13 protein-coding genes are annotated in these 14,032 nt (G+C 38.4%); 7 read left to right on the top strand and 6 right to left on the bottom strand.

The features are described 5' to 3' along the window. Window positions 1-52: 52 nt before the first annotated feature. Window positions 53-1,396: an MATE family efflux transporter gene (locus tag EGS71_RS12590; RefSeq protein ID WP_001071755.1), complete on the top strand. Its 1,344-nt coding sequence runs from the start codon at window positions 53-55 to the stop codon at window positions 1,394-1,396. A 20-nt stretch (window positions 1,397-1,416) separates the two neighbouring features. On the opposite strand, the gene EGS71_RS12585 is transcribed toward EGS71_RS12590, so the two are convergent. Further along, complete coding sequence (locus EGS71_RS12585) at window positions 1,417-1,887, bottom strand: DUF523 domain-containing protein (RefSeq protein ID WP_000924626.1); 471 nt, start codon at window positions 1,885-1,887, stop codon at window positions 1,417-1,419. Between the two features lie 521 nt (window positions 1,888-2,408). Here EGS71_RS12585 and hppD point away from each other — a divergent pair. Then, window positions 2,409-3,464, top strand: a complete 1,056-nt coding sequence (hppD, locus tag EGS71_RS12580; RefSeq protein WP_000353163.1) for a 4-hydroxyphenylpyruvate dioxygenase — start codon at window positions 2,409-2,411, stop codon at window positions 3,462-3,464. Window positions 3,465-3,529: 65 nt separating this feature from the next. On the opposite strand, the gene EGS71_RS12575 is transcribed toward hppD, so the two are convergent. From EGS71_RS12575 to fahA, 4 genes are all read right to left on the bottom strand, one after another. Beyond that, window positions 3,530-4,309: an IclR family transcriptional regulator gene (locus EGS71_RS12575; protein WP_000568800.1), complete on the bottom strand. Its 780-nt coding sequence runs from the start codon at window positions 4,307-4,309 to the stop codon at window positions 3,530-3,532. A gap of 299 nt (window positions 4,310-4,608) precedes the next feature. Further along, the gene (locus tag EGS71_RS12570; protein ID WP_000141645.1) at window positions 4,609-5,157 is read right to left on the bottom strand and encodes a VOC family protein; all 549 of its coding nucleotides are present in this window, start codon (window positions 5,155-5,157) and stop codon (window positions 4,609-4,611) included. A gap of 17 nt (window positions 5,158-5,174) precedes the next feature. Next, complete coding sequence (gene maiA / locus EGS71_RS12565; protein WP_000781243.1) at window positions 5,175-5,807, bottom strand: maleylacetoacetate isomerase; 633 nt, start codon at window positions 5,805-5,807, stop codon at window positions 5,175-5,177. Then, entirely contained in the window at window positions 5,794-7,101 is a 1,308-nt protein-coding gene (fahA, locus tag EGS71_RS12560; protein WP_000435858.1) for a fumarylacetoacetase, read from the bottom strand. The genes maiA and fahA overlap by 14 nt, the downstream gene beginning before the upstream one ends. A gap of 358 nt (window positions 7,102-7,459) precedes the next feature. Between fahA and EGS71_RS12555 the strand changes: the two genes are divergently transcribed. From EGS71_RS12555 to zigA, 3 genes are all read left to right on the top strand, one after another. Further along, entirely contained in the window at window positions 7,460-8,848 is a 1,389-nt protein-coding gene (locus EGS71_RS12555; protein WP_000107090.1) for an amino acid permease, read from the top strand. A gap of 162 nt (window positions 8,849-9,010) precedes the next feature. Further along, a complete protein-coding gene (locus EGS71_RS12550; protein WP_000833238.1) occupies window positions 9,011-9,694 on the top strand; it encodes a YcbK family protein in 684 nt (227 codons plus the stop codon). A 142-nt stretch (window positions 9,695-9,836) separates the two neighbouring features. Next, complete coding sequence (gene zigA / locus EGS71_RS12545) at window positions 9,837-11,102, top strand: zinc metallochaperone GTPase ZigA (RefSeq protein ID WP_000624557.1); 1,266 nt, start codon at window positions 9,837-9,839, stop codon at window positions 11,100-11,102. 33 nt (window positions 11,103-11,135) lie between these two features. Here the strand turns inward: zigA and EGS71_RS12540 are convergent, their stop codons facing one another. Continuing rightward, on the bottom strand, window positions 11,136-12,248 hold the full coding sequence (locus EGS71_RS12540) for an acyltransferase family protein (RefSeq protein ID WP_001246970.1): 1,113 nt from the start codon (window positions 12,246-12,248) through the stop codon (window positions 11,136-11,138). Between the two features lie 351 nt (window positions 12,249-12,599). Here EGS71_RS12540 and hutC point away from each other — a divergent pair, with 351 nt between their 5' ends. Then, window positions 12,600-13,352, top strand: coding sequence for a histidine utilization repressor (hutC, locus tag EGS71_RS12535; RefSeq protein ID WP_001138319.1), 753 nt, complete (start codon window positions 12,600-12,602; stop codon window positions 13,350-13,352). Then, complete coding sequence (locus tag EGS71_RS12530) at window positions 13,349-13,924, top strand: HutD family protein (RefSeq protein WP_000593444.1); 576 nt, start codon at window positions 13,349-13,351, stop codon at window positions 13,922-13,924. The genes hutC and EGS71_RS12530 overlap by 4 nt, the downstream gene beginning before the upstream one ends. Window positions 13,925-14,032 lie beyond the last annotated feature (108 nt).

The following is a 14,032-nucleotide window of genomic DNA, read 5'->3' as shown; positions in this document are numbered from 1 at the left end:
ATAACGTGAATATCGACATAAATCGCAAAGAAAAAAATAAGGCATTTTTTTGATGAACCAGATTTTTAAATTATTTATTCCCATGCTCTCTAGCAATTTAATTGTAGTTTTAAGTGGATTGATTGATATTGCTTATGTAGGGCATTTTAGTAATGACCATGTTGCCGCCTTATCGGTGACCTTATCTTTATATACAGTGGTTTATGTCATTGGAATGGGGATACTGCAAGGTGTGATGCTTAAGCTCTCGGAAGCTTATGGTTGCCATGACATACCACGTATTCGTCAAATTTTTATCCAAGGCGTTTGGCTGATGTTAGGTTCGGCATTGGTAAGTATTGCCTTGCTTTACTTGTTCCGTGATCTACCAAAATTATTTGGTGCATCTGAACATGTCGTTTTAATTACTAAAAACTGTATTTGGGCTTTGGTATTTATTTTACCTGCCCATTTACTGATGCGCTTATTTACAGCTTTGTCTCAGGTCACTGAAAATGCTTATAAGGTTTTATTATCAGATAGTCTTTTCTTCATTCTTAAAATTATTTTGTCTTATCTTCTGATTTATGGTGTCGCTTTATTTTCAATTCCGCCACTCGGGGCGATAGGGGCGTTGTTAGCCACTATCATTGTACGGTGGTTTATATTGACCGTTTATTACCTGTTTTTTCTAGAGAAAAAGTACATCTTTATTGAACATCCAGAACGGTCAGTTGAAGATAGCTGGCAAAGTCTGCGTATGATTTTAAAAATAGGGATACCCACAGCGATCATGGCATTGATGGACGTTATTGCATTTTGTTCAGTTGCTATTCTGATTTTGCCTTTCGGGAGTGTGGTGTCTGCAGCCCATCAAATTGTCGCGAGCACTGGCGGTTTCATGTTTATTTTTCCTTCATCAATTGCCTCGGCTTATAGCATTTTGGTGTCAAGAACTATGGGCAGCGGCAACATGAAAGAAGCAGACAAAATTGCCAGACAAAGTATATGGGTCATTATGGCAGTGAGTGGCAGTTTATCCTTGTGTTTATGGGTGGAGAGGGGCTTAATTGTCACGTTCTATTCAGATGATTTGGCTGTACAGATTTTGGCTGCATCACTGCTCTTGATTGTCTGCATGTCTCATTTTCTCGATGGCTTAATGACATTACTAACCTCTTTGTTGCGTTGTTGGGATGTGTCGATTTTACCCATGCTGATTTTTTTAGTCGTGGTGCTATGTTTCGGATTGGGCGGTGGTTGGTGGATGGCTTATAAGGGGCTGCACTGGGGAAGTCACTCTATATCTGCAATGGGAATTTATGGTTTCTGGAGTATGGCAGCCATAAGCTATTTAGTAGCTTGTGTATTGAGTGCCTTCTGTTTTCGTTTTAGAAAGCAATTAAGAGGTTTTTGATTAGGTAGATCAACACAACCTTAAAGAGGGTGTGCTGTTAACCATTCTTCAATCTCATTTTCAGAAATCACTTCAAAACCATGGCGCTGTAACAGTGCTGTGGTAATCCCAACACCCGTAATCTTCTCGCCTTGGAAAGTACCGTTATAAATTTTTTGACTACCGCAAGACGGACTGTTTTCTTTTAAAACAACACAGGTTGCTTGTATTTGCCGTGCAATGTCTAAAGTACGATAGGCGCCTTTTAAATATAGCTCAGTCACATCTAAACCAGATGAATCTAGGATTTTTGCCTTGCCATCAAGTACATCTTGTCCTGTTCCTCCCACAATTTCTGCGGGTAACCTTGGAGTAGTAAAACCACCTAATAACTCTGGACAAAGTGCATGCGCTTTTTTATTTAAAAATAGCTGCTTAAGTGTAGTGTGTGAGCAAGAGCGTCCATCGTAGCGTACAGGCTCTCCAATTAAACAGGCACTGATTAAAAGCATGATTTTTCCGCCCTTAGAACTTTAAAAGCCATGTGAGTGTACCCAATGATTTAAAAATATGAAATCTAAAACAAGCACAAGCAAACAGAGTAATTTGATTAATAAATTACACAATTCATAATTAAATTATGTATTGCATAATTTAATTGTTTTTAGTAGCATCTGTTTTAAGGTAAATGGCCATTGGAGGTCCAACAAGGATGTTGGCCTCCATAAATCTAGGAATAACTTTAGGAAAAGACGATTTTTAAAGGTTTATTGAAAAATCTCAATCGTACTTTTAGATAAGAAAGGACAGTGTGTATGGAAAACAAACACCGTATAGAAAGGAAATTAATCATCGGCTTTGCGCTCACTCAATCTTCGTTTTAGTTATTGGTTTTTTTCTCATAGGATGCGTTGGGCTAAGGCATTTTGACGGTTCAAACATACTCCCAGCAAATGCGTATTCTATAGAGAAAGGAGCTGACCAGATCAGCATGAGAAGTAAACGGATCAGGTAATTACCAGAGGGAAACTAGATGGATATTTTAGAGAACCCATTAGAATTATGCGGTTTTGCATTTATTGAGTTTGTTTCAAAAGAAAATGAATTAGATCCAATTTTTGAAACAATCGGCTTTTCAAAAGTAGCCAAGCATAAATCGAAAAAAGCGTACTTATGGCGTCAAGGAAATATCAATATTATCCTGAATTATCAGCCAGAATCTTATGCTTCATTCTTTTTTAATGAGCATGGTCCATCTGCTTGTGCGATGGGATTCAAAACTCGTGATGCAGCAAAAGCTTTTAAAAAGGCGGTTGAACTTGGTGCAGAACCAATGTACTCAAAAGTTGGGCCAATGGAGCTTAACATTCCGGCAATTAAAGGTATTGGTGGTATGCCAATCTTCTTAGTTGACCGCGATATTTATGAAAATGACTTTGTTTTCTTTGATGATGCGCAGCGTAACCCTGAAGGTGCGGGTTTAAAAGAAATCGACCACTTAACTCATAACGTCTACAAAGGACGTATGGAATATTGGGCAAACTTCTACGAGAAGATTTTCAACTTCCAGGAAATTCGTTATTTCGACATTAAAGGTGAATATACAGGTTTAACCTCTAAAGCATTAACTGCACCAGATGGCATGATTCGTATTCCTTTAAATGAAGACTCAGACAAGGGTAACGGCCAAATTGCAGAATTCTTAGCTGATTTTAATGGCGAAGGTATTCAGCATATCGCGTTTATTTGTGATGACTTAATTTCGACTTGGGATAAGTTAAAAGGCCTTGGTCTTAAGTTTATGACACCACCGCCAAATACGTATTATGAAATGCTTGAAGAGCGTTTACCTGAACATGGTGAACCAACTGAAGAGTTAAAACAACGCGGTATTTTATTAGACGGCAGTACTAAAGATGGCCAGAAGAAGCTTTTATTACAAATCTTCTCTGAAAATATGATTGGGCCAGTCTTCTTCGAATTTATTCAACGTAAAGATGACGACGGTTTCGGTGAAGGTAACTTCAAGGCATTGTTTGAATCGATTGAACGTGACCAGATTCGCCGTGGTGTGCTCGAAGCAAAATAAGTTTTGCTTTGTCTCTAATCTAAAAAAACCAAGAGCATTGCTCTTGGTTTTTTTATGGCTATTGATTAGCGGCTTTTAATATATTGATTAATTGAATTAATCTCATTTTTAAGTGTTTCAATAATTTTACTTTGTGGGTCAACAGGTAAAAACATTTCGCTATCAAGCGCCACAATACAAAACTCAATCCCTTGGTTTGAGTTAAATACTGGCAGGCCTACTGCGTTAATACCGGTAAGTAAATCACCTTTCGCCGCAGACATTTGTTGTTGGCGGATCGTCTCTTTAAGTTCTAAAAATTCTTCCCAGTTATGTGGCGCAATGTTTAGCCCAAGTTCCTGATGTTTTTGCCACTCAGTTTCTAATAAAGGACGAACAAAATGCTCAGGAAGGTAAGAAGCAAATAAACGTCCTGCAGCAGAATTGACTAAAGGCATAATTGAGCCGACTTTGGTCACAATCGAAATTGGGTGGTTAGATTCAATCGATTGAACCACGACAGGGCCTTTGGGTGACCACTTACTAATTTGAATACCACAGCCAATTTTGCTTTGTAAGTCGTAAATTAAATGTTGTACTAACTGTAAAGTATCGCTGTGCTGAATGCAGTTTAAGCCTAAACGCCATGCTTGATCACCTAAGGCATATTGGCCATCTTCAAGTTGTTTGGCGTAATCCATGCGAATTAGGCTCACCAAGTAGCGGTGTACTTTGGCAGGATGCATCTCAAGCTTACTAGATAAGTCTTTGAGAATAATGGGTTGATTGTGCTCTAAAAGGGCATTTAGTACGGATAAGCCAACTTCAAGTGATTGAACCCCCCCAGATATTTTTTCTTCAATCATTTAAATACCCTTAATCGATTTACTTCAACAGTTAAACAGTTTTGTTCAGAACATAAATTGGCATTGTTGCGTTTTACATCATGCCTGAGCCTATAGAAAAATAGAAATCACCTTTTTCTATTAGCGAAATTCACATGTTTAATAATCCACAATTTTTACAAACACCTTCATCTTACATTTATAGCGTAAATTGATAGAGGTTTAGTAGATTTAAACAATATAAATCGGCATTGATATAGAACAGTTCATTCAAACTATTCCCATCAATGCCGACTTTTAAAACGATTGCTTTGAAAGAATTACGCGCCTAATTCTTCTTCATGCAAGAAATGAGTATGGTGTGGAGCGCGTTTGGTTTTGCTCCATTCCTCTAACATTTCAGTTTTCATTTCTTCAGTAATTTTTGCAATTTTTTCTTCAGCATGTGCATCGTTATAAGTCAGTTCTAAACGATGTCCATTTGGGTCAAAGAAATAAATTGAGTGGAAGATACCATGGTTAGTAATACCTAACACTTTAACACCGTTATCTTCCAAATGTTTTTTGGCAGCTAAAAGGGCATTTAAATCTTCAACTTCAAAGGCAATATGTTGCACCCATTGAGGCGTATTTTCATCACGGCCCATTTCTGGTTGGGTTGGCAATTCAAAAAATGCTAAAACGTTGCCTTGACCTGCATCTAAGAATAGATGCATGTAAGGGTCAAAGGCTTTAGTTGATGGCACATGGTCTTCAGCAAAAGCTAAAATGAAATCCATATTGAGCATTTTTTTATACCACTCAACAGTTTCTTTCGCATCCTTACAACGATATGCAACGTGATGTATTTTTTTAATGGCAAATGTCATGTTGAAACTCCTTTTTACTATTCCCAATCTGGTTGTTGTTCTGGCGCCGCGTTATAGAAGGCTGGGATAGACAAACAATGTTGATAAATTGATTCAATTTTTGGAAACGCCGACAAATCAATCTTGAAGCGTTTCGCGTTGTAAACCTGTGGAATTAGGCAGCAGTCGGCAATGGTTGCGTGTTGTCCAAAGCAAAATTGTCCATTTGAATCTTGAAGTTGCTGTTCGAGTGTTTGAAAGCCTTCAAGAATCCAGTGCTGATACCAGTAATTTTTTTGTTCGTCCGAAACATTTAAATCATTTTTTAAATATTTCAGCACGCGTAAGTTATTTAACGGGTGAATATCACAGGCAATCGCCTGTGCAAAAGCACGGATTTTGGCTCTCTCTTTCACATCATTTGGAAGTAATTTGGTTTCAGGATATTGTTCATTCAGATATTCCAAAATACTTAATGACTGTGACAGGGTTAAATCGCCGTCCACTAAAGTTGGTACTAAGGCACTGCGATTTAACTTTAAATAGTCTTCGCTTTGCTGCTCATTTTTAACTAAATGAACGGGTACAGTTTCATAAGCGAGACTTTTAAGGTTGAGACCAATCCGTACTCTGTAAGCTGCAGAGCTACGAAAGTAACTATACAGCTTCATAATTAGGCTCCGAAGTTTCTGCAAAATCAAAAGTTAATGCAGGAAGTACCGTATTTCGGACTTCACCAAAACCAATGCGAATACCATTTTTCTCACAGTGGCCTTTCATGATGAGTGTGTCGCCGTCTTGCAAGAAACCACGAGTTTCACCATTCGCAAGTGTTAGAGGCTTAGTGGTGTTCCAAGTCAACTCAAGCAAGCTACCATACGAATCTGGTGTAGAACCTGAGATAGTACCTGAACCCATTAAATCACCAACCTGAACGTTACAGCCTCCAATGGTGTGGTGAGTTAGCTGCTGAGCCATAGACCAATACATATATTTAAAATTAGTACGGCAGATCACATCAGGTTGTGCTGATTTCGGGCTTTGGATTTCAACACTTAAATTAATATCGTAAGTATTGGCGATATTTTCTTGTAAATAAGCAAGTGGCTTCGGTTCTTGTTTCGGACCTTCAACTTTAAATGGCTCAAGAGCTTCAAGTGTGACGACCCAAGGAGAAATCGAACTTGCAAATGTTTTAGCGTTAAAAGGGCCAAGTGGAACATATTCCCATTGTTGGATATCACGTGCTGACCAGTCGTTTAGCAGAACCATGCCAAAAATATGATCCCATGCATCTTCAATGGCGATTGGTTGACCTAATTGAGTTGGTTTCCCCACAATAAATGCAGTCTCAAGTTCGAAATCGAGTTTACGCGTAGCTGAGAAAACTGGACGCTCTTCATTTGGAAGTTTAATTTGTCCAGATGGACGCACGACTTGAGTGCCACTGACTACAACAGAGCTAGCACGACCATTGTAACCAACAGGCAATTCAGTCCAGTTTGGAAGTAAGGCATTTTTAGGGTCGCGGAACATACAGCCTACATTGGTTGCATGTTCTTTAGAAGAATAGAAATCGGTATAACCAGATACTTGAAGTGGTAAATGCAAAGTAACACTGTCTTGCTTAACCAAAACTTCTTGGCGCAATGCTTCATTTTCTTGAAGCGTTAAATTATCAACTGAAAGAAGAGACTGTAGCGTTTTACGAACTTTAGACCAATTGGCTTTGCCCGATTCAATAAATTTATTCAGTGTAGGCTGGTTAAAGTATGTGTCTTGATCTGAAAGTTTTAAAAGACCATGCTTTTCAAGAGCAGCGAGATCAATGACCCAATCACCGATAGCTACACCGACCTGACGCTCGCCTTCGGCTGTTCTACTAAAAATACCATAAGGCAAATTATGAATAGTGAAATCAGATTGAGGTGAAACTTCAATAAAAGAGTTTAGTTTTTGTTCCATTTTCGCTTCCTTGTCTTCATCTCGCGTCTTATACAAATAAAAGTTCGGTCTAGGGACTGAGCTACTCAATAAGTTTTAACCGTTATTTAGATCATCTTTTTACTTATGAGTTTGATAGAGACCGAGAACAACCAATTACTTCATGGTTCTTATAATACTGAATTCATAAAATTACGCAATACATAATTTAATTACACATTGCATAATAATTGTTATTTCTTGCATTTTCTGTTTTCATGCGCGGTTGTGAGAAAAGTAACGCAATTATTTTTTCATCAATCTCTATGAAAATCCGATCAATTTATGATATACGTAATTTATTGGAAAAAAATTACGTGACAAGGATGAGAATAATCATATGTCAACACAAGAGCAAGGAAACCTGAAACATGGTTTGAGTAATCGTCACATCCAGCTGATTGCGTTGGGTGGAGCGATTGGTACAGGGCTGTTTCTTGGTATATCACAATCGATTAAATTGGCAGGTCCATCGGTAATCTTGGGTTATGCGATTGCAGGATTTATTGCTTTTTTAATGATGCGCCAGCTCGGTGAAATGGTCGTAGAAGAACCTGTAAGTGGGTCTTTTAGCCACTTCGCTTACAAATATTGGGGACCTTTTGCAGGCTTCATGTCAGGATGGAATTACTGGGTACTCAATGTACTTGTGTGTATGGCAGAGTTAAGTGCAATTGGTCTTTATATTCAATATTGGTGGCCGCAAATCCCAACGTGGGCATCTGCTCTAACGTTCTTTATTCTCATTAATGGTATCAATTTACTGCATGTTAAGTTTTTTGGCGAAATGGAATTTTGGTTTTCCATTGTCAAAATTTTAGCAATTTTAGCCATGATCGGTTTCGGTTCATATTTACTTGCAACCGGCACAGCAGGGCCTCAGGCCAGTATTTCTAACCTTTGGGCATTAGGTGGTTTCTTCCCATTTGGTATTGAAGGCTTGGTTATGGCTATGGCTGTGATTATTTTTGCTTTTGGCGGTATTGAGCTTTTCGGTATTACTGCTGCTGAAGCGCGTGATCCAGACAAAACTTTACCTAAAGCTGTAAACCAGATTATCTATCGTATTTTGATTTTCTATATTGCGACACTTTTTGTTTTATTCTCATTATTTCCGTGGAATCAAATGGCAGAAGGTGGCAGTCCTTTTGTGATGGTCTTTGCTTCTTTAGATAGCCAAGGTGTTGCGACATTATTAAATTTCGTTATTTTGACAGCTGCAGTTTCCGTCTATAACGGAACCAGCTATTGCAGCAGCCGTATGCTTTTAGGTCTTGCCCAACAAGGTAATGCCCCGAAAGCTCTTGCCCGTATTAATAAACGAGGTATTCCAACCAATGCGGTTCTAGTCTCTGCATTTGTGACGGTATTGTGTGTTTTACTCAATTATATATTCCCTGAAAAAGCATTCGGTTTACTCATGATGCTTGTCGTAGCAGCGATTGTGATTAACTGGGTTGTGATTTCATGGACACATTTAAAATTCCGTAAATTTATGCAACGCCAAGGTCAAACGACTAAATTCCCAAGCTTCATGTATCCATTTAGCAACTATCTTTGCATGGCATTCATGCTTGGAATTTTAGTTGTGATGTCTTTAACGCCAGACATGCGTGTGGCAGTTATGATGATTCCAGGATGGATTCTGTGTTTGATGGTGGCTTATCAATTTAAACGCCGTAAATTAAAAGCTGAGCAGCCTGTACATGCTTTAGAAGCCGATATGTAATTAGGTCTTAGATAGAAGCTAAAGAGGACGTATAAATACGTCCTTTTTTATTTTTTAAAATTTACAACAGAAATTAAAGGATTTAATAATTGTTATATTATAACATTTCTGAAATTAAGTGATTAAAGGCTTCCAGATGTTTAGGGAAGATAGAATATATTTATGAAGCGTTATTTAGGTTTACTCGTATTATCTTTGGCGGCTTGTAGTACTCAAACACCCCAGCCGACGATTACTCATCGCTCTCCCTCTTTGCCTCAACCATCTAAAACTGGGGTTAAAATCAAACAACAGCCTGAAGATTATATCGTTTGGATTGCAACTTCAGATCACAGACAGTCTGTACAAGCTTATAAGCAATTTCTTAAGCAAAAAGGACTTGCCGATTTAGTTCCAGACCACGAGTTATTACGTTCAGCCCGAGACTGGCAAAAATGTGGAGTTGAGCCTTACGCAGTGCCACCACGCGAGGTTTGGTCCAACATTGTTCCGACGCTCAATATATTAAAGGCATTGGTTGATGATGGCGTAATTAACGATTTTGAAGTGACTTCGGTCTATCGAGCTTTAGCTTTAAACCGCTGTGCAGGTGGTGCTGATGCTTCTCGACATGTCTTTAATGCAGCACTTGATTTTAGAATTGGGCCAGAACAGCCTAGCGACTTAGACCAGTTCAATATTCAACAAACTAAAACCAAGCTTTGTCAGTTCTGGGCGACTAAAGGCCAAGCGTTTAATATGGGACTGGGTGTTTATGCTTCAGGACAAATCCATATTGATAGTCAAGGTTTTAGAGCATGGGGGCCAGACCATCACTATAGAACCTCAATTTGTCAGGGACTATAAAAGCAACTTTTTCAAAGACTAAGTGATTTGGCTTAGATAAAACTGGAATAAAAACTTGATCAATAGTTATGTTATAACATAACATTATTGTGGTTTAGAAATACATTACGCCTGTGATCTGGCCATATTTAAATGGCCAGCCATGATCAGTTTAAATATTATTCAAAGAGATCAAGCCATGCACACTGCAATCGCCAACTCATTTGCCAAGCTTCCCGTCACTGTTTTATCGGGCTTTTTGGGTGCAGGAAAGACCACATTACTCAACCATATTTTAAATAATCGCGAAGGCCGCCGTATTGCCGTGATTGTTAATGATATGTCTGAGGTGAATATTGATGCGGCATTAGTACGCGAAGGTGGGGCAGAGCTTTCAAGAACAGATGAAAAACTGGTTGAAATGAGTAACGGCTGTATCTGTTGTACGTTACGAGAAGATTTATTGGTTGAGGTGAGACGTTTAGCCAATGAAGGACGCTTTGACCAATTGGTGATTGAGTCAACAGGCATTTCAGAACCTTTACCTGTGGCAGAAACCTTTACCTTTGAAGATGAAGATGGAAACTCACTCAATGAGTTTGCTCGACTCGACACTATGGTTACGGTAGTCGATGCTTTTAACTTTCTTAAAGATTACAGCTCAGTTGACACCCTACAACAACGCGGCGAATCATTAGGCGAGCAAGATGAGAGAACTGTGGTTGACCTTCTTATCGATCAGATTGAGTTTTGTGATGTGATTGTACTGAATAAAATTGATTTGATTGATCAGGCTCAGCAAGACCAGCTTATCGCCATTTTAAAAACGTTAAATCCGCGTGCCCGAATTGAAATTGCTCAATTTGGAAAGGTCGCTTTAGATAAAATCTTAAATACACAGTTATTTGATTTTGATGAAGCCGCGCAAGCACCGGGCTGGTTAAAAGAGTTACGCGGTGAGCATACACCTGAAACTGAAGAATATGGAATAAGTAGCTTTGTTTATCGTGCCCGCCGACCTTTCCATCCAGAGCGTTTTTATGATTTGGTACAGGCTGAATGGCCGGGAGTCGTGCGTTCCAAAGGCTTTTTCTGGTTGGCTGCCGAACCGACATTGGCTTACTCATGGTCACAAGCGGGAGCAATGGCTCGACACGGTTTAGCTGGTTATTGGTGGGCAGCCGTTGCAGAAGAAGACTGGCCGAGTGACCTAGCCAGTATTGAAGAAATTAAGAAAAACTGGGATGCCCGCACAGGTGATGCGCGTCAGGAGCTGGTTTTAATTGGTATGCAAATGGATGAGCAAGCTTTAATACAACGCTTAGATAGCTGCTTGTTAAGCGATGAAGAAATGGCTTTAGGTCCGCAAGTTTGGCAGAGCTGGTCTAATCCTTTTAAGCAAGATGATGAAACGATGTTGATCGCTTAATAAAAAAGCCCCTATTTTCAAGGGGCTTATTTTTTATGATTTATCTTTAATAAAAACCTTTCGAATGTAGCTGTTAAGTGGTGTGGAATAATATTTTTCAATTGCTGCGCTAATGATGAAAGTTAGAATCAGATAGCCAATTAAAAGCATAATTTTAATGCTAGAGTCGGTTTGGGCTGGAATAAAAGCAACCTTCATAAGGCCCAGCACAACCAGATGAAACAAATAAGTTTCATAACTCCTTTGCCCCAACCAGACCATTACTTTGGTAAATAGACTATGTGCTTGTGTTTCGGAAGGATGTTGGAAACACAGAATGAGTAAACCTGTGGCAAGAGCAAATAAGCTAATACCCCATGTACTGACTTCTTTAATGGGCGCATATAAATATAGAGCGGTCATACTCAAAATAATTAGCCATGAAAGAGGTTTTTTATAGGTCCAGTTTGGCTGATATTTATGAGAAAAAATTGCCGTTAAACAGCCCACCGCTATACCATCAAAACTTGAAAAATAATGATATAAATAAGCGCCGCTTTCTTCTCCAAAATGGAGAGACCTAAAATAAGGCCCATATAAAATTACACCAACAAGTACAGCAACAAAGACCTTATTACTACGCGTAAGTAGACATAATAATGGAAAAACAAAGTAAAAAACTTCTTCTACAGAGAGCGACCACAACACGCCTAAAGCGTAGTTTACCCAACCAAATTTAATAATCAGGATATTCATCCAGAAGGTTAAGGCTGCAAATATGGTTAAAGGATAAGAGACCTCAATGCCATTGGGTGCTTGGTTCATAAAGGGTTTTAAGTCAAATGAACCAAGTATGCTTACACCTAAAATGAGTAATACCAGACACGGTAAAATACGTGCTGCTCGTCTGATATAAAAATGCTTGAGGTTAATTGCAGAAAATTGTTTGTCTCGTTTTAAAGTGTGATGGGTAATTAAAAAACCCGAAATCACAAAAAACATGGTGACGCCATAATTTCCGTTTCTTGCGATGACTGTGCTAAATGCTTCACCTAAGAAATCAAAACCTAACCATGTATCTTTAAGGTTATAGGGAATATTAAAATGATGTAAAAGAACCAAAAGGATAGAAATTCCTCGAAGAATATCTATTTTATAATTACGCATTCGATGTGCTTCCAGTTTTATTAATATACTGTGTGGCAGAAGAATACTATCGATCAGTTATTTTAAATAAAAAATTTAAGCATCATTTCGTAAACCAGAAAAATGATATTTTTGTTTTCTGGGATGGGGCACTGACTTAGCAAAAATAACTATTAAATAAATGTTGATAAAGCCTTTATATATTTGAATTTCTCTACATAAAACTTTAAATTAGCTCTTGTCGAGCTATGTTTATTTTTTAAACTTTTTAAAATATATTTAATTCATAAATTAACATGTTGTATGTGGTTGTATATACATAGCATGTCAACTAAAATACCTTTTTGCCTGCTGCCTTTTTGAGTATTTGTTATGCCCAGAACATCAAAACAAGAACATACTGAGCTTTCGATTGAAGCTGATAGTCCAGTTCCTTTATATCAGCGCGTAAAACAGCTGATTTCACAAAAGATTTATGAAGGCTCTTGGGCTGTAAATAAAAAAATTCCTTCGGAAAGTGAACTCGTTAATCAACTCGGCTGTAGCCGTATGACGGTAAACCGTGCGCTACGCGAGTTAACAACAGAAGGCTTACTTGTTCGAATTCAGGGTGTTGGTTCTTTCGTTGCTGAAGGGCAAGGCCGAACTGCACTTTTCCAAATTAACAATATTGCCGATGAGATTATTGCACGAAACCATAAGCACCATGCTGAAGTTTTAGTCTTAGAACAAATTTATGCAAATGCAGAGCAAAGCGTGTTAATGCAGACTCGCGAAGGGCAAAAATTATTTCACTCGATTATTGTGCATTATGAAAATGATGTGCCTGTTCAGGTCGAAGATCGTTTAGTTGATGCAGCACTGATTCCAGATTATTTAGAACAAGATTTTAAAACTATTACCCCAAATGCTTACCTCATGGCAAAAGCACCCGTGACAGAAGGTGAACACATTGTTGAGGCCGTTTTAGCATCACCTCAAGAGTGTAAGTGGTTAAAGATTACTAAAGCTGAACCGTGTTTACTCATCCGCCGTCGCACATGGTCAAACAAACAACTCATTTCAAGTGCACGATTGATTTATCCGGGCAGTCGCTATTATCTCGAAGGGAAATTTAATCCATGATTAAATTGATCAGGGCCGATCAATATACAAAAATGCTTTGGAAAAATGGTGCAGGCTTTACTTTAGAAATTGCTCGAAGCCAAGGTGAAGCCGACTTTGAGTGGCGCATTTCGATGGCAGATGTAACAACTTCTGGGCCATTTTCGTTATTTCCCAATAAGCAACGCATTATTAGCGTACTCGATGGGCAGGGCATGGTACTGCATGTCGATAACCTTCCTGCCAAAAAGCTGAAACAGGGCGATATTTTTGCTTTTCATGGTGAAAGTCAGGTCCAAAGTGGACTGGTAGACGGTGCAATTCGGGATTTAAATTTAATTTATGATCCTGCAAAGTTTCATGCCCGTTTTCAGTGGTTGAATGAGGCAGCGGAGCAGGCATTTATAAGCTCGGCAGACCTGATTTTTATTTTTAATCAGGGTGGTGAAACGGAAGTGAACGTTGATGATGATTTTGTTCAGCTTGCTGCTCATGAGACGCTAAAAATTGAGAAAAAATCTGGTGTCACATCAATCAATTTTCCAAAAAAACAGCTCAAAAGTTGCTATATCATTGAGTTAATTCAACGTTAAAAAGATATAGTTTACTGATTAAAAAGCACATGTCTTGTTAGAAGATATGTGCTTTTTTTATGTCAACTATAAAAATAAATTAATTTAATTCATAAGCTTATTCAATTT

This window comes from Acinetobacter sp. FDAARGOS_559, assembly GCF_003940475.1.
Classification (GTDB): domain Bacteria; phylum Pseudomonadota; class Gammaproteobacteria; order Pseudomonadales; family Moraxellaceae; genus Acinetobacter; species Acinetobacter baumannii.
Note: the sequence above shows the minus strand (reverse complement) of the source record. Positions and strands in the feature narration are given on the sequence as shown.

Coding starts and splice junctions, on each gene's coding strand:
- zigA (WP_000624557.1), top strand. CDS start 9,837: ATGATCAGTTTAAATATTATTCAAAGAGATCAAGCCATGCACACTGCA.
- EGS71_RS12555 (WP_000107090.1), top strand. CDS start 7,460: ATGTCAACACAAGAGCAAGGAAACCTGAAACATGGTTTGAGTAATCGT.
- EGS71_RS12550 (WP_000833238.1), top strand. CDS start 9,011: ATGAAGCGTTATTTAGGTTTACTCGTATTATCTTTGGCGGCTTGTAGT.
- maiA (WP_000781243.1), bottom strand. CDS start 5,807: ATGAAGCTGTATAGTTACTTTCGTAGCTCTGCAGCTTACAGAGTACGG.
- fahA (WP_000435858.1), bottom strand. CDS start 7,101: ATGGAACAAAAACTAAACTCTTTTATTGAAGTTTCACCTCAATCTGAT.
- EGS71_RS12585 (WP_000924626.1), bottom strand. CDS start 1,887: ATGCTTTTAATCAGTGCCTGTTTAATTGGAGAGCCTGTACGCTACGAT.
- EGS71_RS12590 (WP_001071755.1), top strand. CDS start 53: ATGAACCAGATTTTTAAATTATTTATTCCCATGCTCTCTAGCAATTTA.
- EGS71_RS12530 (WP_000593444.1), top strand. CDS start 13,349: ATGATTAAATTGATCAGGGCCGATCAATATACAAAAATGCTTTGGAAA.
- EGS71_RS12570 (WP_000141645.1), bottom strand. CDS start 5,157: ATGACATTTGCCATTAAAAAAATACATCACGTTGCATATCGTTGTAAG.
- EGS71_RS12540 (WP_001246970.1), bottom strand. CDS start 12,248: ATGCGTAATTATAAAATAGATATTCTTCGAGGAATTTCTATCCTTTTG.
- hutC (WP_001138319.1), top strand. CDS start 12,600: ATGCCCAGAACATCAAAACAAGAACATACTGAGCTTTCGATTGAAGCT.
- EGS71_RS12575 (WP_000568800.1), bottom strand. CDS start 4,309: ATGATTGAAGAAAAAATATCTGGGGGGGTTCAATCACTTGAAGTTGGC.
- hppD (WP_000353163.1), top strand. CDS start 2,409: ATGGATATTTTAGAGAACCCATTAGAATTATGCGGTTTTGCATTTATT.